This window comes from Martinezella sp. CNPSo 3890 (assembly GCF_057784455.1).
Map to the genome: position 1 here is coordinate 62,261 of NZ_JBXSOR010000012.1, position 19,674 is coordinate 81,934.

The 19,674-nt window shown below is 60.4% G+C and carries 21 protein-coding genes; 9 read left to right on the plus strand and 12 right to left on the minus strand.

Annotated features, from left to right (window positions below; all coding sequences use genetic code 11):
• Positions 1 to 13 precede the first annotated feature (13 nt).
• The 3 genes from AC13RC_RS23970 to AC13RC_RS23980 all read right to left on the minus strand — a co-directional run bounded on the left by AC13RC_RS23970 (position 14) and on the right by AC13RC_RS23980 (position 2,931).
• Positions 14 to 943 carry a prephenate/arogenate dehydrogenase family protein gene (locus tag AC13RC_RS23970; RefSeq protein ID WP_269244493.1) on the minus strand — a complete coding sequence of 310 codons (930 nt, stop codon included), beginning with the start codon at positions 941 to 943 and terminating at the stop codon, positions 14 to 16.
• A complete protein-coding gene (gene hisC / locus AC13RC_RS23975) occupies positions 940 to 2,049 on the minus strand; it encodes a histidinol-phosphate transaminase (RefSeq protein WP_488558629.1) in 1,110 nt (369 codons plus the stop codon). The genes AC13RC_RS23970 and hisC overlap by 4 nt, the downstream gene beginning before the upstream one ends.
• A 102-nt stretch (positions 2,050 to 2,151) precedes the next feature.
• Complete coding sequence (locus AC13RC_RS23980; protein WP_069612917.1) at positions 2,152 to 2,931, minus strand: class I SAM-dependent methyltransferase; 780 nt, start codon at positions 2,929 to 2,931, stop codon at positions 2,152 to 2,154.
• Positions 2,932 to 2,984: 53 nt separating this feature from the next.
• Here AC13RC_RS23980 and gloB point away from each other — a divergent pair, with 53 nt between their 5' ends.
• The 3 genes from gloB to AC13RC_RS23995 all read left to right on the plus strand — a co-directional run bounded on the left by gloB (position 2,985) and on the right by AC13RC_RS23995 (position 5,472).
• Positions 2,985 to 3,755, plus strand: coding sequence for a hydroxyacylglutathione hydrolase (gene gloB, locus AC13RC_RS23985; protein ID WP_113421404.1), 771 nt, complete (start codon positions 2,985 to 2,987; stop codon positions 3,753 to 3,755).
• Positions 3,755 to 4,180 carry a cupin domain-containing protein gene (locus tag AC13RC_RS23990; RefSeq protein ID WP_488558630.1) on the plus strand — a complete coding sequence of 142 codons (426 nt, stop codon included), beginning with the start codon at positions 3,755 to 3,757 and terminating at the stop codon, positions 4,178 to 4,180. Before gloB ends, AC13RC_RS23990 begins: the two co-directional genes overlap by 1 nt.
• Positions 4,181 to 4,314: 134 nt before the next feature.
• Positions 4,315 to 5,472 carry an esterase gene (locus AC13RC_RS23995; protein WP_488558631.1) on the plus strand — a complete coding sequence of 386 codons (1,158 nt, stop codon included), beginning with the start codon at positions 4,315 to 4,317 and terminating at the stop codon, positions 5,470 to 5,472.
• A gap of 21 nt (positions 5,473 to 5,493) precedes the next feature.
• Here the strand turns inward: AC13RC_RS23995 and yddG are convergent, their stop codons facing one another.
• Together yddG and AC13RC_RS24005 are read right to left on the minus strand one after the other, a co-directional pair.
• Positions 5,494 to 6,393, minus strand: a complete 900-nt coding sequence (yddG, locus tag AC13RC_RS24000; RefSeq protein ID WP_488558632.1) for an aromatic amino acid exporter YddG — start codon at positions 6,391 to 6,393, stop codon at positions 5,494 to 5,496.
• 136 nt (positions 6,394 to 6,529) lie between these two features.
• Positions 6,530 to 7,306, minus strand: coding sequence for a DUF3108 domain-containing protein (locus AC13RC_RS24005; RefSeq protein ID WP_488558633.1), 777 nt, complete (start codon positions 7,304 to 7,306; stop codon positions 6,530 to 6,532).
• Positions 7,307 to 7,543: 237 nt separating this feature from the next.
• Here AC13RC_RS24005 and rpmB point away from each other — a divergent pair, with 237 nt between their 5' ends.
• The gene (rpmB, locus tag AC13RC_RS24010; RefSeq protein WP_069612914.1) at positions 7,544 to 7,843 is read left to right on the plus strand and encodes a 50S ribosomal protein L28; all 300 of its coding nucleotides are present in this window, start codon (positions 7,544 to 7,546) and stop codon (positions 7,841 to 7,843) included.
• A gap of 117 nt (positions 7,844 to 7,960) precedes the next feature.
• Positions 7,961 to 8,596 (plus strand): queuosine precursor transporter, encoded by a 636-nt coding sequence (locus tag AC13RC_RS24015; protein ID WP_488558634.1) that lies wholly within the window; start codon positions 7,961 to 7,963, stop codon positions 8,594 to 8,596.
• Between the two features lie 90 nt (positions 8,597 to 8,686).
• Here AC13RC_RS24015 and AC13RC_RS24020 read toward each other — a convergent pair whose 3' ends face one another.
• The 4 genes from AC13RC_RS24020 to AC13RC_RS24035 form a co-directional block, all read right to left on the minus strand.
• The gene (locus tag AC13RC_RS24020) at positions 8,687 to 9,682 is read right to left on the minus strand and encodes an esterase-like activity of phytase family protein (RefSeq protein WP_488558706.1); all 996 of its coding nucleotides are present in this window, start codon (positions 9,680 to 9,682) and stop codon (positions 8,687 to 8,689) included.
• Between the two features lie 110 nt (positions 9,683 to 9,792).
• Positions 9,793 to 11,694 carry a cobaltochelatase subunit CobT gene (cobT, locus tag AC13RC_RS24025; RefSeq protein ID WP_488558635.1) on the minus strand — a complete coding sequence of 634 codons (1,902 nt, stop codon included), beginning with the start codon at positions 11,692 to 11,694 and terminating at the stop codon, positions 9,793 to 9,795.
• Positions 11,695 to 11,813: 119 nt separating this feature from the next.
• Entirely contained in the window at positions 11,814 to 12,803 is a 990-nt protein-coding gene (gene cobS / locus AC13RC_RS24030; RefSeq protein ID WP_488558707.1) for a cobaltochelatase subunit CobS, read from the minus strand.
• 309 nt (positions 12,804 to 13,112) lie between these two features.
• Entirely contained in the window at positions 13,113 to 13,733 is a 621-nt protein-coding gene (locus tag AC13RC_RS24035) for a J domain-containing protein (protein WP_069612909.1), read from the minus strand.
• A 107-nt stretch (positions 13,734 to 13,840) separates the two neighbouring features.
• On the opposite strand from AC13RC_RS24035, the gene AC13RC_RS24040 reads away from it, so the two are divergent.
• A complete protein-coding gene (locus AC13RC_RS24040; RefSeq protein ID WP_488558636.1) occupies positions 13,841 to 14,128 on the plus strand; it encodes a BolA family protein in 288 nt (95 codons plus the stop codon).
• Between the two features lie 15 nt (positions 14,129 to 14,143).
• Here the strand turns inward: AC13RC_RS24040 and AC13RC_RS24045 are convergent, their stop codons facing one another.
• Genes AC13RC_RS24045 through AC13RC_RS24055 form a run of 3 tightly spaced genes read right to left on the minus strand, consistent with a single transcriptional unit; the run spans position 14,144 to position 17,174 of the window.
• Entirely contained in the window at positions 14,144 to 15,454 is a 1,311-nt protein-coding gene (locus AC13RC_RS24045) for an HlyC/CorC family transporter (RefSeq protein WP_488558637.1), read from the minus strand.
• Positions 15,454 to 16,584, minus strand: a complete 1,131-nt coding sequence (aroB, locus tag AC13RC_RS24050) for a 3-dehydroquinate synthase (RefSeq protein ID WP_488558638.1) — start codon at positions 16,582 to 16,584, stop codon at positions 15,454 to 15,456. The genes AC13RC_RS24045 and aroB overlap by 1 nt, the downstream gene beginning before the upstream one ends.
• Entirely contained in the window at positions 16,581 to 17,174 is a 594-nt protein-coding gene (locus tag AC13RC_RS24055) for a shikimate kinase (protein ID WP_488558639.1), read from the minus strand. Before AC13RC_RS24055 ends, aroB begins: the two co-directional genes overlap by 4 nt.
• Before the next feature lie 160 nt (positions 17,175 to 17,334).
• On the opposite strand from AC13RC_RS24055, the gene AC13RC_RS24060 reads away from it, so the two are divergent.
• The 3 genes from AC13RC_RS24060 (at position 17,335) to AC13RC_RS24070 (ending at position 19,505) form a co-directional block, all read left to right on the plus strand.
• The gene (locus tag AC13RC_RS24060) at positions 17,335 to 17,502 is read left to right on the plus strand and encodes a hypothetical protein (RefSeq protein WP_167078112.1); all 168 of its coding nucleotides are present in this window, start codon (positions 17,335 to 17,337) and stop codon (positions 17,500 to 17,502) included.
• The gene (xerD, locus tag AC13RC_RS24065; protein ID WP_488558640.1) at positions 17,499 to 18,488 is read left to right on the plus strand and encodes a site-specific tyrosine recombinase XerD; all 990 of its coding nucleotides are present in this window, start codon (positions 17,499 to 17,501) and stop codon (positions 18,486 to 18,488) included. The genes AC13RC_RS24060 and xerD overlap by 4 nt, the downstream gene beginning before the upstream one ends.
• Before the next feature lie 63 nt (positions 18,489 to 18,551).
• The gene (locus AC13RC_RS24070) at positions 18,552 to 19,505 is read left to right on the plus strand and encodes an acetyl-CoA carboxylase carboxyltransferase subunit alpha (RefSeq protein ID WP_488558641.1); all 954 of its coding nucleotides are present in this window, start codon (positions 18,552 to 18,554) and stop codon (positions 19,503 to 19,505) included.
• Positions 19,506 to 19,674 lie beyond the last annotated feature (169 nt).

Below are 19,674 nucleotides of genomic sequence, written 5' to 3' on the forward strand. Positions count from 1 at the left end.
CGTATAGGGATGCCTATTCCTTCACATCCAGCGCATGACGGCCGAAGTCAGGCACGTCGACATCCTGGCCGGCTTCGACGATCGAACGGCGAATGGCGCGGGTGCGGGTGAAAAGTTCGAAGATCTTGTCGCCGTCGCCCCAGCGGATGGCACGCTGCAGCGATGCCAGATCCTCGGAGAAGCGCGACAGCATCTCCAATATGGCATCCCGATTGTGCAGACAGACGTCGCGCCACATGGTCGGATCGGACGCGGCGAGGCGCGTGAAGTCACGGAAGCCGGAGGCGGAATATTTGATGACTTCCGATTCGGTCACCGTCTCCAGATCGTCGGCGGTCCCGACGATGTTATAGGCTATCAGATGCGGCAGATGCGAGACGATCGCCAGCACCTTGTCGTGATGCTCCGGATCCATCTCGTCGACGCGGGAGCCTAAGGTTTCCCAGAAGGTGCGCAGCGTCTTGATCGCCGCCTCGTCTGTGCCCGGAACTGGCGTGAAGATGCACCAGCGCCCCTTGAACAGCCCCGGAAAACCGGCATCCGGACCGGATTTCTCCGTACCTGCGAGCGGATGGCCCGGAATGAAATGCACATTGGACGGCATATGCGGCTGCATCTGCGCAATAACCGACGCCTTGGTCGAACCGACATCGGTGACGATAGCGCCCGGCTTCAGATGCGCCGCGATTTCTTTGGCGACGCTCTCGGAGGCGCCTACAGGCACGGAAACGATGACGAGATCGGCGCCTTTCACTGCTTCGGCCGACGACGGCGTATAGCGGTCGCCGAGCTTCAGCTCCTCGGCACGCTTCAGCGTCTCGGCGCTGCGTGTCGAGATCACCACTTCCTTTGCGATACCGAGGCGCTTGATGTCGTGGGCGATGGAAGAGCCGATCAGGCCGATGCCGATCAGCGCAATGCGATCGAACTGGATGTTGCTCATGCCTTGCGTCCCATAAACTCGGTCAGAGCGTCGATGACGCCGAGATTGGCCTCTTCGGTACCGATGCTCAGGCGCAGCGAATTCGGGAAGCCGTAAGCGCGCACAGCGCGCAGGATATAGCCGCGGCTCGTCAGAAAGTCATCGGCCTCGGCCGCACGCTTGCCGTCGCTATCGGGGAAATGGATCAGGACGAAATTCGCAACCGACGGCGTCACCCTGAGGCCCAGAGCTTCGAGCGCAGCCGTCATCTTCTCGATCCAGAGCGTGTTGTGTGCCACAGCCTTTTCCGTAAAGGCCTGATCGCGAATGGCAGCCGCTCCGGCGGCAATGGCGGCGCTGTTCAGGTTGAACGGAGCACGCACGCGGTTGATCGCATCGACGATATCGACAGGACCGTACATCCAGCCGATACGAAGGGCTGCCAGGCCATAGACCTTGGAGAAGGTACGGGTCATGACGACATTCTGGTTCGCCGAAACGAGCTCAAGGCCGGCTTCGTAATCGTTGCGGCGGACATATTCCGCATAGGCCGCGTCGAGCACGAGGATGACGTGCTTCGGCAGGCTCGCCTGCAGGCGGCGGATCTCGCTTACCGGCACATAGGTTCCAGTCGGATTGCCAGGATTGGCAATGAAGACCATCTTGGTCTTTTCCGTAACGGCCGCGAGGATCGCGTCGACATCGACGGTGCAATCCTTCTCCTTGACGGTGACCGGCGTCGCGCCGGCGGCCATGATCTGGATCTTGTAGACCAGGAAGCCGTGCTCGGTGATGATGCCTTCGTCACCGGTGCCGAGATAGGTGTGGCAGAGCAGGCCAAGCAACTCGTCCGAGCCGGCGCCGCAGAGGATATTGGCCACATTCAGCCCATGCACATCGGCGATCGCCTGGCGCAATTCCTTGGCCTGCCCATCCGGATAGCGCTCGAGATTGCCGGCAGCGCCGCGGAAGGCTTCAATGGCCTTGAGGCTGGCGCCAAGCGGCGTCTCGTTCGAGGATAGCTTGAACACGCGCGCAACGCCCGGCGCATGCTCCTTGCCCGGCACATAGGCGGCTATATCGAGGATGCCGGGACGCGGGACGGGCTTGCTCATTTCCATGCTCATGGGATCGACCTTGGGAAAGACCGGAAAATTCCGGTTTATGACACCCCGTCGCATTAATGCGGATTGACAAATTTGTCGAGTGTCGGCGCTACGACGAAAGCGTCACGCGCCATCGCGCGTCGTCGGTATGCCACGCGGTGCCAGCACCGGCACGAAGACGCGGCGCGAGGCACGAACGGCAACGGGCAGGCCCTGATAAAGCCGTTTCTGCGCCTCGACGATGATGACGCCGGAAAACGCTGGCCACAGGGTGCGGCCAACCCGCTCGAATGCGCGGCGCAGCCGCAGCACGGTGCGCAGCTTCGAGGGCGGAAAGAACAGCGCTTCGGCGGTCGCGCCGGGCGTGAAGTTTGTTTCGCGCAGCAGCGACGTCAGCTGGCCGCGCGAATAGGGCCGGCCGGAGCCGAACGGCGTATGCTCCATGCGCGCCCACACGCCGGTTCGGTTCGGCACGACAATAACAAGCCGGCCGCCGGGCGCCAGAACGCGCCAAAGCTCTTTCAGCGTCTCGCGCGGGCTTTCAGCGAACTCCAGAGAATGCACCATCAGCACGCGGTCGATCGAACTGTCGGGCAGCGGCAATTCCTCATCGAAGATCAATGCTGTCGCCGAGGCCGACCCCATAGGCCAGTTCACCGCGCCCTGCCCCGCCGGCATGAAGGCGAAAGTGCGTTCGGTATCGGCACGAAAACGATCGAGATAGGGCACGGCATAGCCAAGGCCGACGAGCCGCTCCTCCGGCATACGTGCCCAGATGGAAGAAAGCGCCATGGCAATCGACTGCTCCGCCAAGCGACCAAGCTCGGAATGATAAAACTGGCGGAGATCGACAATATCGGTATGCATCGAAACAAATGTTATCAGCCGAACGTTGGACTTCAAGGCCGAACGGCTTACATTCTCTACTCACGGAAAAGATGAGGACGATTTCGATCATGAAACCATTGGAATTAGAGATTTTTATCTGCCGTTCCGACAATTACGGCGTCTTGGTCCATGATCCCGAAACCGGATTGACGGCATCGATCGACGCTCCCGAAGCGGATGCGATCCTGAAGGCCGCCGATCGGCGCGGCTGGACGATCAGCCACATCCTGACGACCCATCACCACACCGATCATGTCGAGGGCAATCTGGCGCTGAAGGAGCAGTTCGGCTGCGAGATCATCGGACCGATCAACGAGGCCGTCGCCATTCCCGGCCTCGATCGCGCCGTTGCTGATGGGGATACGTTCGAGTTCGCCGGCCATACGGTCAATGTCATCGAAACGCCGGGCCACACCGCTGGTCACGTCTGCTATCACTTTGCCGACGACAAGCTGCTTTTTGCCGCCGACACCCTGTTCGCGCTCGGCTGCGGCCGCCTGTTCGAACGGCCGGCAGCGGATATGTGGGCCTCGCTGCAGAAGCTCGCCGTGCTGCCGGACGAAACGGCCGTCTATTTCGGCCATGAATACACGCTCTCCAATGCCCGTTTCGCGCTGACCATCGATCCCGACAACGAGCGGCTGAAGGCGCGCGCCGCCGATATCGAGGCATTGAGAGCGGAGGGTAAGTTCACCATCCCGACGACATTGGCGCTTGAGAAGGAAACGAACCCGTTCCTGCGCGCCGCCGATCCGGCAATCCGCCGCCATCTGCTGATGGAAAGCCGCAGCAACGAAGAAGTCTTCGCCGAGATCCGCAAGCGCAAGGACAATTTCTGATGCAGGCAAAAGAGATCATCGAAACGCTTTCCATGCAGCGGCATCCGGAAGGCGGCTGGTACGTGCAGACGTTTCGCGACGAGAACGGCGGCACGAGAGGCCACTCCACCGCCATCTACTATCTGCTGGAGGCGGGCGAGCGCTCGCACTGGCATCGGGTGCACGACGCCGCCGAGGTCTGGCACTACTATGCCGGCGCCCCCCTTGCTTTGCATCGCTCGGCCGACGGCAAGGCGAGTGAAAAACTCGTTCTCGGCATGGATCTGGCAAAGGGCGAGCGCCCGCAGGCGATCATTCCGGCCAACTGGTGGCAATCGGCCGAAAGCCTCGGGCAATTCACGCTCGTCGGCTGCACGGTCTCTCCCGGCTTCGAATTTTCGAGCTTCGAGATGGCGCCGCCTGACTGGAAGCCGGCCTCAGACTGACCCTTTTCTACCTTTCATTGACATCACGCAGGATGCGGCCAGACAGCGCGCAGCGACGGTCTTGAAAAAGCGACGCGCTGTGTCAGCTTTACACGGGGAAAGTGAAAATTGATTCATCTGGAGGAGGTTTTTTCGTGCGTTTGTTGTTTCCTTTGCTCGTCGCAGCAGGCTGCGTCATGAGCGCCCCTGTCTTTGCCCTTGATGCTCCGGCCTCGCCGCCGGCCGACAAGCCACTGAAAAACTTCGTGACCGCGGTAGAGAAGGATGGGTCTATCACCTTCCGCCTCTATGCGCCGGCGGCAAAAGCGGTTTCCGTCACTTTGGGCTCGCGCGATCCCCTCGCCATGCAACGCAGCGACGATGGCACATGGAGCGCGAAGACGGAGGTGCTGAAGCCGAACCTCTACGAATATTACTTCAACGTCGACGGCTTCCGCAGCGTCGACACCGGCACCAATGCGCCGAAGCCGCAACGGCAGGTCAATACCAGCCTCATCCTGGTGCCCGGCAGCATTCTTGATATCCGCAACGTGCCGCATGGCGACCTGCGGCTGGTGACCCTGCATTCCAAGGCGCTCGATTCGGAACGGCAGATGTATGTCTACACGCCGCCCGGCTACACCGATTCCTCCAAGCCGCTGCCGGTGCTCTACCTCTATCACGGCTTCGGCGATACCGTGGGGTCCTGGGTGCTCCAGGGCCGCGCGCCACAGATCCTCGACAATCTCCTTGCCGAAAAGAAGATCGAGCCGATGATCGTCGTCATTCCCGATACGGAAACCGACGTACCGAATGCGATCGCCGAAAACTTCCCGGCCGCCGATCGTCGCGCGAATTTCTATCCGGCCAATGCCGAGGCGGCCGATCGTGAGCTGACGGAAGACCTTATCCCCTACATGAAGAAGCATTATCGGGTGCGGAACGAGGCGAGCGGCCGCGCCGTTGCCGGCTTGTCGCAGGGCGGCTATCAGGCTCTCGTATCCGGCCTTTCACATCTGGATACCTTCGGCTGGGTCGCAACCTTCAGCGGCGTCAGCACGACGACCGTTCCGAACAAGGCGGTAGATGCCGTGCTGAGCGAACCGGAAAAGATCAACAAGGCGCTGCATAATTTCACAGTGACCGTCGGCAGCAAGGATCAGGTCGTCGGCAAGGACGTAGCCGGCTTGAAGGCGACGCTCGACGCCAAGAAGATCAAGCACGAATACCATGAATACCCCGACCTCCAGCATGAGATGGATGTCTGGCGGCCGTCGCTCGCGGCCTTCCTGGAAAAAGTCTTCAAGAAATAAACGGCAGCGAGGGCGGCGGAGCTATTCCGCCGCTTCCGCCTGCGTCCGCACGACATCATCCCGGCGCAGGATCATGCGATGGGCGGCCAGCACCGCACCTCCCGTCACGAGCAGGCAAGCAAGCGCAATGCCCCAGCTCGGCTCGGCAAAACCGAACAACGTCAGGATCAGCGTCGAGAGCAGCGGTGCGGCATAGCTTGCCGCGCCGAGGATCTGGATATCACCGTTCTTGACGCCGTAATCCCAGGCATAAAAAGCCGCGCCGACGGGAAAAAGACCCAATCCAAGCACGGCGATCCATTGGGGCACGCTCTCAGGCCAGATGGTCTCCTCCAGGCCAAGGTGGCAGAAAAAGGAGAGAATCGATGTCACAAGGCAGAAGATGGTGACGACATCGGTGGAAACGGCCTCGAAGCGGCGCGTTATCAAGGAATAGCCCGACCAGGTGAAGGCACAGAGAAACGCCGCGCCATAGCCGACGGCATAGGCGCCTTCGAAATGAAAGCCGTTGCGGCCGACGATCAGAACCGTACCCGCCAGCCCCATCAGCGCGCCGACGATGTGATACCAACGCAGCCGCTCGCCGGGCAGCAACGCCGAACCGACGACGATCAGCAGCGGCCAGAGATAGGCAATCAGCCCTGCCTCCACGGCCGGCGCATGGCGCAATGCCGTGAAATAGAGGAAGTGATAGCCGAACAGGCCGGCAATGCCTGTTATCCAGACCTTGGCGGGCTGGCGCAGGAGCTGCAAACGCTCCGGCCGCAGCAACAGAACCACAATGCCGGGAATGCTGCCGATGGCAAAGCAGATGGCGAGCAGCTGAAAGGGCGGCATCTTGCCGGAGGCGACAGTCAAAAGCGCCAGAAACGACCACATCAGAATGGCTGAAAAGCCTGTCAACGTCGCGCGAAATTTCATCCCTGCCCCCAGCTTATCGCCGCGGACGTTCCCAGCCCGCCAAAGCAATTCCACGAAAATACACAGCAATTTTCGTGGAATTGCGTAGAAACAACCGCGAGAATCGTCAAGCGTTTCCGTGAAAACAGCAGCCGGTCTAGCTGCCGTATTTTACGGCCGTAATCGTCACCGTTCCGTATTGCGTCGGGATGCGGACGTAGACCGGGGCATAGACATTCATCGTATCCGCCTTGGCGAACCAGATCTCCATATTGTCGCTCTTGGCGAGGTAGAGATAATCCTTGCGGGTGCTCTTGTAGCCGCTCTTCGGCGTGAAACGCACGCCACAGGCGATGGTCTTGCCCTTGAAGCCATCAGTCGAGAAGGGATGCGATCCCTTTGGCGACAGCTTCAGATCCATGCGCATCTCGCCATCGAAGACGGCCAGCGTCTGGTTGCAGAGGTTGAGGCTGGGCGTGATCGGGAAGATCATGCCCGATATCGGATCGAGCACGGACTTCAAGTCGCTTTCCGTGATGGGGACCCAGGTGTCCGGACGCTTCGGCTCGGGCGTGATCGTATTCGACGTCACATTGCCGTTGGTATAGGCGACATCATAGGTGCGCTCTTTCTTCCCGCTCTTGTAGAAGAGCGTGTAGTGGGTCGCCTGCAGCTTACTGTCGTTGACGACCCCAGTCACATCGGTCTTCGCATCGATCGACGTGACGAGATCCGCAAGGCCAGCCGAGGTGATATCGCCGCGAATGGTGAATTGTTTGCCCGTGACCTCGGTCTTGAAATCCGCCCTGGCGATCGGCAGGCCGGCCAGCGAAACGCGATAGCGCGTTTCATGCCGCAGCACATCGGCCAACGCCATCGACGGCATCGACGCGACGATCGCTGAAATGATAAGCCACTTCCGAATTTGAACCATGATCAGGGCCTTCAACGAGGATCAGGCAAGTTATATAGTTGCTTTGCTCGCCTGCTGCGAGCGTCAGACAACAGCAGCTTTTTGACGGAATTGCGGGAAAACACAAGGTTTGGCTTGACGCGGCCAGCCTCTCTGACTATAGAACCGCAACTTTCCAATTATGGCCTGTTGGATTGCGCGCCGGGTTTTGCCCGGTATGTCTATCCGATGGCCGAGAAAAACAAAAGTAGGTGTACCATGTCCCGCATGTGCGAATTGACCGGCAAGGCCGTCCTCGTGGGCAACAACGTTAGCCACGCCAACAACAAGACCAAGCGTCGGTTCCTGCCGAACCTCTGCCAGGTCACGCTGATTTCCGACGTTCTCGGCCAGCGCTATCGCCTGCGCGTTTCCGCTGCAGCGCTGCGTTCGGTCGAGCATCGCGGTGGTCTGGACGCTTTCCTCTTGAAGGCAAGCGAAAACGAACTCAGCATGCGCGCTCGCCTGCTGCGTCGCCAGATCGTCAAGAAGTCCGCTGAAGCTGCCGTTGCTGCCTAAGCAGCGCTAGCATTTCGCGATTTCATACCGGCTAAGAGGCTTGCACGGATCATATCCGGACAAGCCTTTTTCCATGTCCGGTTTCTTTCAACTGGTGGCATCTCCCAGGATAAAAAAATGCTGACGATACGTCATACCCTTATCTACGTTCTGCTGATGACGCTGGTCGTCGTCGCTTCCAACATCCTCGTGCAGTATCCGCTGCAGGTCAGCCTCGCCGGCATCAATCTCGCGGATATCCTCACCTGGGGTGCCTTCACCTATCCAGTCGCCTTCCTCATCACCGATCTGACCAACCGCCAGTTCGGCCCCAAGGCCGCGCGCAAGGTCGTCTTTGCCGGCTTCGTCGTCGGTGTCGCGCTGTCGTTCTACACGGCCCAGCCGCGCATCGCGGTCGCCTCCGGTTCGGCCTATCTTGCCGGCCAGCTGCTCGACATCTCGGTCTTCAACCGCCTGCGCCGCATGGCCTGGTGGCGCGCGCCGCTGTTCGGTTCGCTCATCGGCTCGATGCTGGACACTCTGATCTTTTTCTCCTTCGCCTTCGCGCCCTTCTTCGTCTTCTTCGGCCCGAACGATCCCTTCGCGATCGATTGGGCTCCGATCCTCGGCGCTTTCTCCACCTCGGCCCCGCGCTGGGTATCCTGGGCGATCGGCGATTTCTCAGTCAAGGTGACCGTCGGCCTCGTGATGCTGCTGCCCTATGGCGCGCTGATGAACATGCTGAAGCCGATGTCGCAGGCGCCAACCGCCTGACAGCCGAATGGTCCGCTGCGCGACGCAGTATGGCGAGCGGCACCATTTCCCAGCGAAAGAAGAATGAACCACAACAGGCTGCTAGCTGCTTCAATTCTGGCTGACGATATTGTCATCATGCAGCTTGAACTCCAGCATCAGGCTGCGCTGCAGAATCGAATGATTGTCATCCGAGACCATGACAAGATGCAGGGAACCATCGGTCGCGCGGAAGACATCGAGACCCTCCATATTGTCGATCTGATCTCCCGAGCCAGCCACGAAAATCACCTTGCCGTCCACGACAGCGCCCGGCTTGATGTGAGCACCCACGATGCGGCGGATACGCACGCCGAGGCCATGGATCAGCCCGAAGCGCCGCTCCAGCAGCAATAGATCGCCATCAGGCAGAAAGACGCCGTCGCTGACATTGAAGCCGCCATGGCGCCTCACGGTGAAGCGCCCCTGAAGCGGCCCGTCCAGAACGGCGGCGAACAGATTACCCTGATCGTCCAGACTGTCTTCGGCGACGATGACAGCCCCGCCGGCAAGCGGGCTCGACTGCGGCGCGATCATCAGTGCCTCGAGGCTGCGATTGGACCGCAGTTCCCATCTCGGGATAGGAACGGGCATGCTGCCATCGGGCGGCGAAATCTCAAAGCCTGGATCGGGATAGGCATCGACGCGGTGATATTGTTCGTAGCTGACGAGGACGTGATTGCCGCGCAGCGCCAAGCCTTCGGCATCCATGACCCCATCGCCCGCATCCGTCTCGCCGAAGGGGTCGATCATAGGCGCAATCCGCGCATCGCTGATCCCCTTCAGCCGCCCCTCCTGGTCGCGTTCGATGGTGCCGGTGAACCAGTGGCCGGTATCCAGCACCGAAATGAAACGCCGCTGATCGTCACGAAAACGAATGGCCGAAACAGCGCCGAGAAGCGCATTGTCCGAGCTGAACTCAAGACCGCCGAGAAATTCCAGCGCGCCGAAGCGCGTTTGATCCGAGCCTCGTTTGAAGGTGGAAATGACCTGGGCCTGAATTGCCGCCTTGCCACGCTCGTCGGTGTCATTTCCGGAACCGCAGCCCGAAAGCAGGCCCGCGACCATCGCAATGAAACACACGGATTTCGCGGCAACCGGCCGGCGTCGCGAACCGGCGATCTCGTCCGAAAAAGACACCGGCCATAAGGCCGATGCCGATAAGCGCCACAGCGGGCTCAGCTGGCGCGGCGCATGCGCGAGCGCGGCATGCTCGTCTGATCCTCGAAAAGCGAGGCAAGCTGCTCTGTCATGGCGCCGGCCAGTTCGTCGGCATCGACGATGGTGACGGCGCGGCGATAGTAGCGCGTGACATCATGGCCAATACCGATGGCAAGCAATTCCACCGGCGAGCGCGTCTCGATCTGGTCGATGACGGCGCGCAAATGCCGCTCCAGATAATTGCCCGGGTTGACCGACAGCGTGGAATCATCGACCGGCGCACCATCCGAGATCATCATCAGGATGCGGCGTTGTTCTCGGCGTCCGAGCAGGCGGTTATGCGCCCAGATCAGCGCTTCGCCGTCGATGTTTTCCTTGAGCAGGCCTTCGCGCATCATCAGACCGAGGTTACTGCGAGACCGTCGATAGGGCTCGTCCGCGGACTTGTAGATGATGTGGCGCAGGTCGTTCAACCGGCCCGGCGTTTGCGGCTTGCCGCTGGCCAGCCACTTTTCACGCGCTTGGCCGCCCTTCCACGCCTTGGTGGTAAAGCCGAGAATCTCGACCTTCACACCGCAGCGCTCCAGCGTGCGGGCCAGAATATCGGCACAGGAGGCGGCAACCGTGATCGGACGACCGCGCATCGAGCCGGAATTGTCGATCAGCAGCGTCACCACCGTGTCGCGGAACTGCGTATCGCGCTCCATCTTGAAGGACAGCGCCTGCATCGGATCGATGATCAGCCGCGGTAGGCGTGCCGGATCGAGATAGCCCTCTTCCAGATCAAAGTCCCAGGAGCGATTCTGCTGCGCCATCAGACGGCGCTGCAGGCGGTTGGCGAGCCGGCCCACGGCGCCCTGCAGATGGGCAAGCTGCTTGTCGAGGAAGGCACGCAGGCGCTCGAGTTCGGCCACGTCGCACAGCTCCTGCGCCGTCGTGGTCTCGTCGAACTCCTCCGTATAGACGTGGTAGTCGACCTTCTCGTTGAAGTCGGCGAAAGGCGTGTTCGGACGTCGGGTCTCGCCCGGCGTTTCCGAATCTTCCTCGCCCTCTTCGCTCATATCGTCGTCGGAGATCTCGCCGCCGTCTTCGGTCGCACCGTCTTCCATCTGCTCGTCGGAAGCTTCGCTATCTTCGGCTGGGGCGGCGTCGGCGCCTTCGTCTTCCTTGACGTCGTCGTCGTTCTGATCCTCGCCGCTCGGCTTGTCCTCTTCGCTCTGCTGGTCGTCGCTATCGGGTTCCGACTGCTCGTCGCCATACTCCTCGGCCATTTCCATAGCCGTCAGCATGTTGCGGACGACACGGGCGAAGCTCTGCTGGTCGTTGATGGCAGACAGCAGATTGTCGAGTTGACCGCCGGTCTTTTCCTCGATGAAGGGGCGCCAGAGATCGAGCACCTTGCCGGCAGTTTCCGGCGGCTTCTGGCCGGTCAGCTTCTCGCGCACGATCATCGCCATGGCTTCACCGATCGGCGCATCCTCGCGCCGTTCGATGCCGGAGAAATTCGCCTTGGCGTATTTCTCCGTATTCATGGAGCTGAGGTTGGCGGCAACACCGCTCATGCGCAGCGAGCCGATCGATTCGACACGCGCCTGCTCCACAGCATCGAAGATCGAGCGGGCGTCCGCGCCTTGCGGCGCCATGACGGCATGCACGCGGGCATCGTGACAGGCAAGCCGCAGGGCCATCGAATCGCCAAGGCCGCGCGTCACCGCGAGCTCATGGGCTGTCGGCCGCTTCGAAAGCTCCGGCAAGCGGATGCGCTCGCCGGTCATACCCGGGCGTTCATTGGCAAAAGCCACCTCGACCTCGGCATCGCCGGCGATCGAGCGGACACAGCCGGTGATCGCCCGGCGCAACGGCTCCATGTCCACCGGGGCGCCCGGCTTCGCTTTGGAATTATCTCCGCGACCTGACATGATGTATCGGCTTTTCCCTAAAGCAATTCCAGGAAAAATGCATAGCATTTTTCTATCCGGAATTGCGTCAAAACAAAAAGATAGAACGTTTTCGCAATTCGAAGAAAAGCGGAAATGTTCTAGGCTTCGAGCACGATGTTGGCGGCACTTTCCTTCAGCTCGACGCCGAACGCGCGCTGATAGTGCTCGGCGACCAGCGGCCGTTCCAGCTCATCACACTTGTTGAGGAAGGTGACGCGGAAAGCAAAGGCGACATCGCCGAAGATTTCCGCATTTTCGGCCCAGGTGATGACGGTACGCGGGCTCATGACGGTCGACAGATCGCCATTCATGAAGGCGGCGCGCGTCAGGTCGGCAACGCGGACCATCTTGGAGACGGTGTCGCGGCCCTTGTCGCTGCGGAAGGACTTCACCTTCGCCAGCACGATATCGACTTCATTGTTGTGCGGCAGGTAGTTCAGCGTCGTCACGATCGACCAGCGGTCCATCTGCGCCTGGTTGATCTGCTGCGTACCGTGATAGAGGCCGGTCGTGTCGCCAAGACCGATGGTGTTGGCGGTTGCGAACAGGCGGAAGGCCGGGTGAGGACGGATGACGCGGCTCTGGTCGAGCAGGGTCAGGCGGCCCGAGGATTCCAGCACACGCTGGATGACGAACATGACATCCGGGCGGCCGGCGTCATATTCGTCGAAGACGAGCGCGACATTGTGCTGATAGGCCCAGGGCAGGATGCCGTCCTTGAATTCGGTGACCTGCAGGCCATCCTTGACGACAATCGCATCCTTGCCGACGAGATCGATACGGCTGACGTGGCTGTCGAGGTTGATGCGCACGCAAGGCCAGTTGAGGCGCGCGGCGACCTGCTCGATATGGGAGGACTTGCCGGTGCCGTGATAGCCCGAGATCATCACACGGCGATTGTGAGCGAAGCCCGCGAGGATGGCGAGCGTGGTCTCGCGGTCGAAGAGATAGTCCGTGTCGAGATCGGGCACGTAGGCACTGCCCTGGCTGTAAGCGGGCACGCGGATGTCGGAATCAATGCCGAAGACTTCACGGACCGAAACTGTGGTATCGGGGATCTCGGAAATATCAAGGTCAATCTTGCTCATCATGTCTCCAGGGCGGGTGGCTCTCACCCTGCCATATCAAACTCAGCCGATTTATCCGAAACGCCGCAGCTTGTTGCCCGCATCCGTCCGGTCGGAACAGCGGCGATACTTCTCCGGGACTAAAGCAAAATCTCGGCGCGATAATATGATCGCTTGCGAGCATCCTTGAACAGAGTCCCCGGACAAGAAACGCCGCGTCCGGAAAGTTGACCGAGGTGCAGCCAGCCAAATGCGCACCCTCCCGCGGTTGCCCGCAGCTTCAGCCGATTTGGACCATACCTGATTGAAGGCGGAGAGCAAGGACGGGAATTAACAAAAACCGTTCTGCTTCAATAATTGATAGGCCTGAATCACTGCGCGGAAGCGCTCTTCCGAGCCGCGGTCGCCGCCATTGGCGTCGGGATGGTGCATTTTCACCAATTCCTTGTAGCGTCGCTTGATTTCCGGAGCCGAGGCATTGGCGCCGAGACCCATGGTGTCGAAGGCTTTCGCCTCCAGCGTTTTCAGCTTGCGCTGCTGCGGAAAACGCGGGCCGCGACCTTGGCCCTCGCCTTCCCTAACGAAGCCGAAGGGGTCGCGAACGCGGGAATAGGCGCCCGAGCGGATATCGGAATGAAGCGGGCTATTCCTGGCAGCCTTGTTCACGCCCACGGTCCAGGTCGGACGGTGGCCGGTGATGGCTTCCTTCTGATAGCGCGCGATTTCCCCGTCCGAGAGGCCGGAGAAATAATTGTAGCCCTTATTGTATTCCTTGACGTGCTCGAAGCAGAACAAAAAGAACTGCCCTTCCGCATTGCGCCCCACCGGGGCGCGATGCGTACCGTGCTTGTCGCAGCCGTCCCACTGGCACGTCGGCGGACCCTGTTCGGGCTCCTGCGCGCGCTTGCGGCGGGTGCGGATGCGATCGAAATATTTTGAATCAAGTCTCATGGCGTCCTAATTATGGGGCCTTGGATACCCCACAACAAGAATTGACAAACAGGAATGTTATAGGCTTTGTGGGAGCCTTTTTTCGCAAGCGAGGTCGACGCGGGAATATGGAAACGACACTGCAATCCCGCATTGAGCGGAAGCTCACCGATGCCTTCGCGCCCGAGCGCCTTGCCGTCATCAACGAGAGCCACCTGCATGCGGGTCATCAACCCGACATGATCGGGACGGGCGAAACTCATATAAGAGTTCGCATCGTGTCCGCCAAGTTTTCCGGCATGCCCCGCCTCGCGCGCCACAGGGCGATCAACGAGTTATTGAAGCCGGAACTGGAGGCGGGGCTGCACGCGCTGGCGGTAGAGCCGGCAGCTCCGGGAGAGACGGTGCGCTGGTAGGGCGCTGGGGACGCCTTAAGCCGGCTTCGCCTCTTCCGCCTCCGCGGGACGGATGCGCAGCTTGGTGATGCGGTTCTTTTCGCGCTTCATGACGATGAAGCGCTTGCCGTAGAACGTGAAGGCCTGCCGTTCTTCAGGGATGGTCATCGATTCGTGGATGACGAGGCCGGCAATCGTCGTCGCCTCTTCGTCGGGCAAATCCCAGTCGAGCGCGCGGTTCAGGTCGCGAATCGGCACGACTCCGTCAACAACGATCGAGCCGTCGGCCTCCTGCCGCACGCCCTGGATATCCAGATCGTGCTCATCGGCGATGTCGCCGACGATCTCTTCCAGAATATCCTCCAGTGTGACGATGCCCTGCACCTCGCCATATTCGTCGACGACGACGGCGAAATGCTGCTTGCGGCGCAGGAAGGCGTTGAGCTGGTCCTCGAGATTGGTGCTGTCGGGCACGAACCAGGGCTTTTGCGCGATCTTGACGATATCGAGATTTTCCGGCTCGACATTGCGTTCCGCCAGCGCCCGCAGCAGATCCTTGGCATGTACGACGCCGATGATGTTGTCGATGGTGCCACGCCAGAGCGGCATGCGCGTATACGGACTGTCGAGGATCGCACGCACGACCACTTCTGGCGGATCATCGGCATTGATGGCGCGCATTGCCGTGCGGTGAACCATGATGTCTGACAGTTCCAGCTCGCCGAGATCGAGAACGCCGCCCAGACGGTCGCGGTCGGCCTTGACCACGGAACCCTCGCGGTGGAGCAGATCCACGGCGCCGCGCAACTCCTCATGCGCCGACAGCATCGACACTTCCCGCGAGAGATTGACGCCGAAAATGCCCAGGATCTGGCGCACGATGGCATTGACGACGCTCGACACGGGCCCAACGACGATGACGAAAAGGCGTATCGCACTGGCGACATTCAGCGCGAAGCGATCCGGCGTCGCAATGGCCCAGCTCTTCGGCAGAACCTCCGCGAAAATCACGAGGATGACGGTCATGGCGGCAGTGGCGATCGCCACGCCGGAATTGCCGAACAGACCCAGGAACACGCTGGTCGCAAGCGAGGACGACAGAATATTGGCGAGATTGTTGCCGATCAGCAGCGCGCCGATCAATCGGTCGCGACGTTCTATCAAGAGCCGCACGATGCCGGCACGCCTGTCGCCGTTGGCTTCCAATGTATGAATACGGCTGCGCGAAGCCGCCGTCAGCGCCGTCTCCGAGCCGGCAAAGAAGGCGGAAAGCAGCACCAGGGCCACGATCGATATAATCTCGGGCCAATATTCCCACAAAACAGCCAGCGTGCCCTCGACGGTCATCAGGGATGTTTTTCCTTCAGGAAACTCAGGACTTCGGAAGACGGTACATCGTCCGCAACGAAGGACTGACCGATGCCACGCGTGAGGATGAAGGTGAGCTTGCCGCTTTTGACCTTCTTGTCCTGCGCGATCGCATCCATCAGCGCTTCGGCCGGCGGCAGCTCGCCCGGAATATCGCCCATCCGCGTTGGCAGGCCCACGGCCTTCAAATGCGCCTCGACACGCTTGGCATCATCCGGGCTTGCCAGATTGAGGCGCGCGGAAAATTCATGCGCCAGCACCATGCCGATCGCAACACCCTCGCCATGCACCAGCCGGCGGCTGTCATAGGCAATGGCGGCTTCCAGCGCGTGGCCGAAGGTATGGCCGAGATTGAGCAGCGCACGCGGGCCGTTTTCGCGTTCGTCGGCAACGACGACATCGGACTTTGCCTGGCAGCTGGCGGCAATCGCCTCGATGCGAGCGGCGCCACCCGAGAAGACATCCTTCCAATTGGCTTCCAGCCAGGCGAAGAAATCCGGCTTGTCGATCAGGCCATATTTGGCGACTTCGGCATAGCCGGCGCGAAATTCACGCTCGCTCAGCGTATTCAGCACATCGGTATCGGCAAGGACGAGATCAGGCTGGTGGAAGACGCCGACCAGGTTCTTGCCATGATGGGTGTTGATGCCGGTCTTGCCGCCGACGGACGAATCCACTTGCGACAGAAGCGAGGTCGGAATCTGGACGAAACGAACGCCGCGGCGCACGATGCCGGCAGCAAAGCCGGAGAGATCACCGATGACGCCACCGCCAAGTGCGATCACCGCATCGTTGCGCTCCACACGCGCCGTCAGCACCGCATCGCAAACGGTAATCAGATGCTCGAAGCTTTTTGTCTTTTCACCGGCGGGCAAAACGAGGCTGGAAGCCTGGATACCGGCCGCTTCAAGGCTCGCAACCAAAGCATCGAGGTAAAGCGGCGCGACATTTTCATCGGTGATGACGGCGGCCTTGCGCCCCTTCAGCCGGGCTGCGATCTCTTGGCCCGCACGCGCGATCAGGCCGGGGCCGATCAGGATGTCATAGGCACGCTCGCCGAGAGGCACGCGCACGAGACGCTCAGCGGAAGCCGGTATGATCGCATTCATGGTATTCTGCCTTCTGCTTTCTTTCCCTCGGCAATCGCGGCAAGGACTTCCCTGACCATGATATCCTTGCTTACGTCGCGGGAGAGAACCGTGATATCGGCTTCCGCATAGATCGGATAGCGCGCATTCATCAGGTTCTCGAGGGTCTGTTTCGGATTCTCGGTCTTCAGCAACGGCCGTGTGTCGCGCTTGTTGACGCGGTCCCACAAGACGTCGAGGTCGGCCTTCAGCCAGACGGAAAGGCTGCCGCGTTTGACATGCAGCCGCGTGCTTTCGTTGATGAACGCGCCGCCGCCGGTCGAGACGACACGCGGGCCGCCCTTGAGCAGCCGCTTGATGACACGCGTTTCCAGCGCCCGGAACTCCTGCTCGCCATAGGCGGCAAACAGTTCGGCGATCGTCATGCGCGACACGCGCTCAATCTCGATATCCGTATCGACGAAGGGAAGGCCGAGCTGCTGCGCGACTGGCCGGCCGATCGAGGATTTTCCTGCTCCCATCAATCCCACGAAGACGAGATTGCGCTGACCGAGCGCAGCACGCGCCCTGTCTTTAAGGCTCTCGGCAAGGGTCAGGACTTGTTCACTCATCGGCCCATTCACAATTTCTTTGGAAACGGTATCGTCAAATGCACCGGTAGCGTCAAGACGCCGCTATCGTAAACATGTCTGCAATATCCTTCAGCTAACCCTTGAAGGACATAATTATTGCGCATCGCCGCGCCAATGAACGGCGAAGGAGAGTTTTCGAATGCCAACCCTATTTCGCTTCCTTGTCATCTGCGCGGTCATCGCCGGATCGATATATGGAGCAATGTGGGCTCTGGTGCTCTTCGTCGATCCCCAGCCACGTGATGTGACGATCCGCATTGCCCCCGAACGCCTCAATCCTCCGACGACAGGCTCGCTGAAACCATGAGCGCGCAAGCCGAAAATGTACGAGCGGGCAAGAGAGATCTGGGGCGAGTGCATCTGGAAGCCTTTCTGGAAATGATGAGCGCCGAGCGGGGTGCTGCCGTCAACACGCTGCAATCCTACGAGCGTGATCTCGACGATCTTCATTCATTCCTATCCGGGCAAGGAGTCCGCCTGACGGAAGCCAGCTCCAGCGACCTGGGAGCCTATCTTTCCAACCTGTCGAGCCAGGGCTTCAAACCGTCCTCCCAGGCACGCCGGCTCTCTGCCATGCGGCAATTCTATAAGTTCCTCTATGCTGAAGGTCTGCGCACGGACGACCCGACGGGGATCCTCGATGCTCCCAAGAAGGGCCGCGCCCTTCCGAAGACGATGGGCGTCGACGAAGTGACGAGGCTTCTGAGCCAGGCTGAGGAGGAGGCCGCGGCCGACGGACCGGACCGGCTGCAGCGCCTGCGCATGCTGGTGCTCCTGGAAATGCTCTATGCCACCGGCATGCGTGTGAGCGAGCTCATCTCTCTGCCGGCGAAGGTGCTGGATCAGGAAGGCCGCTTCCTGATGATCCGCGGCAAAGGCAACAAGGAGCGGCTGGTACCGCTGTCGCAGTCGGCCATTTCGGCGCTGAAAAGCTATGGGCGCCTGCAGGCCGAGATTGCGGCAAACGCTAAGAACCCTGCCCCCGAAAGTCCGTGGCTTTTCCCCGCCGCTTCCAGGCAGGGCTATCTGCCGCGTCAGGTTTTTGCGCGCGATCTCAAGGACCTTGCCATCCGGGCCGGCCTGACACCTTCGATGATCTCGCCGCATGTGATGCGCCATGCCTTCGCGAGCCATCTTCTCGCCAACGGCGCGGACCTGCGCGTGGTGCAGGAACTTCTCGGCCATTCGGACATTTCGACGACACAAATCTACACACATGTGCTGGAAGAACGCCTTCATCAGCTGGTCCAAACGCATCACCCCCTTGCCAAACAGGCAAAAAAACAGGATTAGGACCGGCATACAGGCTCAAGCCGCCATCTCTCGTCACGGGCAAAAGGATCGGAAACGCACCTCATGCACAATTATCTGGACTTCGAAAAACCCATCTCGGATCTCGAAGGCAAGATTCACGAGCTCAAGAAACTGGCGAGCGAAGACGAAAGCATCGATACGTCCGAAGAAGTCGGACGGCTTGAAAGCCGTGTCCGCGAGGCGATGGTCGACATCTATTCCAAGCTCAACGCCTGGCAGAAGACGCAGGTCGCACGTCATCCGCAGCGCCCGCATTTCGTCGACTATGCCAATACGCTGTTTACGGAATTCACGCCGCTCGCCGGTGATCGTCAATTCTCGGAGGATGCCGCCATACAGGCGGGCTTTGCCCGCTTCCGCGGCCAGCCGGTCGCTCTCATCGGCCAGGAAAAAGGCAACGACACCAAGAGCCGCCTGAAGCACAATTTCGGCAGCGCCCGGCCGGAAGGCTACCGCAAGGCAATCCGCATTCTCGAAATGGCCGACCGCTTTCAGCTGCCCGTCATCACGCTGGTCGATACCGCCGGCGCTTATCCGGGCGTCGGAGCAGAAGAGCGCGGCCAGGCCGAAGCGATTGCCCGCTCTACCGAGATGTGTCTCGGCGTGAAGGTGCCGATCGTCTCCATCGTCATCGGCGAAGGCGGTTCGGGCGGCGCGATCGCGATTGCCGTCGGCAACCGCGTCTATATGCTCGAACATTCGATCTACAGCGTGATTTCGCCTGAAGGTGCGGCATCGATCCTGTGGCGCGATTCGACCCGCGCCAAGGAAGCCGCCACCAATATGAAGATAACCGCCGATGATCTGAAAAGCCTCGGCGTGATCGATGGCATCATTCCCGAGCCTGTCGGCGGCGCGCATCGTGATCCGAACGCGGTGATAAGCGCGGCCGGCGAGACGATTGCGAACGCGCTTGCAGAGCTTTCCAGCCGTTCGGGTGAACAATTGCGTAGCGACCGCCGCCAGAAATTCCTCAACATCGGCCGCAATCTCTAAGCCGCATTCGGAAAAAGTGATCGCGAAAAACGGGAATGAGGCCAAACCTTGGCCACATTTCCGTTATCGAAGCTATTGTGGCAAAGAAAAGCTTGCCGACGCGCTGCGGGCACGTCATAGGCTGGTAAGGAATTTTCAAGTATAAGCCATCTATGATTCCGTTTCATGC

What these genes read in the sequence shown, in the direction of transcription:
- gloB (WP_113421404.1), top strand. Translation starts at nt 2,985, where the DNA reads ATGAAACCATTGGAATTAGAGATTTTTATCTGCCGTTCCGACAATTAC.
- AC13RC_RS24015 (WP_488558634.1), top strand. Translation starts at nt 7,961, where the DNA reads ATGCTGACGATACGTCATACCCTTATCTACGTTCTGCTGATGACGCTG.
- AC13RC_RS24020 (WP_488558706.1), bottom strand. Translation starts at nt 9,682, where the DNA reads ATGGTCGCGGGCCTGCTTTCGGGCTGCGGTTCCGGAAATGACACCGAC.
- AC13RC_RS24055 (WP_488558639.1), bottom strand. Translation starts at nt 17,174, where the DNA reads ATGAGTGAACAAGTCCTGACCCTTGCCGAGAGCCTTAAAGACAGGGCG.
- cobS (WP_488558707.1), bottom strand. Translation starts at nt 12,803, where the DNA reads ATGAGCAAGATTGACCTTGATATTTCCGAGATCCCCGATACCACAGTT.
- yddG (WP_488558632.1), bottom strand. Translation starts at nt 6,393, where the DNA reads ATGAAATTTCGCGCGACGTTGACAGGCTTTTCAGCCATTCTGATGTGG.
- cobT (WP_488558635.1), bottom strand. Translation starts at nt 11,694, where the DNA reads ATGTCAGGTCGCGGAGATAATTCCAAAGCGAAGCCGGGCGCCCCGGTG.
- AC13RC_RS24040 (WP_488558636.1), top strand. Translation starts at nt 13,841, where the DNA reads ATGGAAACGACACTGCAATCCCGCATTGAGCGGAAGCTCACCGATGCC.
- hisC (WP_488558629.1), bottom strand. Translation starts at nt 2,049, where the DNA reads ATGAGCATGGAAATGAGCAAGCCCGTCCCGCGTCCCGGCATCCTCGAT.
- AC13RC_RS24045 (WP_488558637.1), bottom strand. Translation starts at nt 15,454, where the DNA reads ATGACCGTCGAGGGCACGCTGGCTGTTTTGTGGGAATATTGGCCCGAG.
- xerD (WP_488558640.1), top strand. Translation starts at nt 17,499, where the DNA reads ATGAGCGCGCAAGCCGAAAATGTACGAGCGGGCAAGAGAGATCTGGGG.
- AC13RC_RS24035 (WP_069612909.1), bottom strand. Translation starts at nt 13,733, where the DNA reads ATGAGACTTGATTCAAAATATTTCGATCGCATCCGCACCCGCCGCAAG.
- AC13RC_RS24005 (WP_488558633.1), bottom strand. Translation starts at nt 7,306, where the DNA reads ATGGTTCAAATTCGGAAGTGGCTTATCATTTCAGCGATCGTCGCGTCG.
- AC13RC_RS23990 (WP_488558630.1), top strand. Translation starts at nt 3,755, where the DNA reads ATGCAGGCAAAAGAGATCATCGAAACGCTTTCCATGCAGCGGCATCCG.
- AC13RC_RS24060 (WP_167078112.1), top strand. Translation starts at nt 17,335, where the DNA reads ATGCCAACCCTATTTCGCTTCCTTGTCATCTGCGCGGTCATCGCCGGA.
- AC13RC_RS24070 (WP_488558641.1), top strand. Translation starts at nt 18,552, where the DNA reads ATGCACAATTATCTGGACTTCGAAAAACCCATCTCGGATCTCGAAGGC.
- rpmB (WP_069612914.1), top strand. Translation starts at nt 7,544, where the DNA reads ATGTCCCGCATGTGCGAATTGACCGGCAAGGCCGTCCTCGTGGGCAAC.
- AC13RC_RS23970 (WP_269244493.1), bottom strand. Translation starts at nt 943, where the DNA reads ATGAGCAACATCCAGTTCGATCGCATTGCGCTGATCGGCATCGGCCTG.
- aroB (WP_488558638.1), bottom strand. Translation starts at nt 16,584, where the DNA reads ATGAATGCGATCATACCGGCTTCCGCTGAGCGTCTCGTGCGCGTGCCT.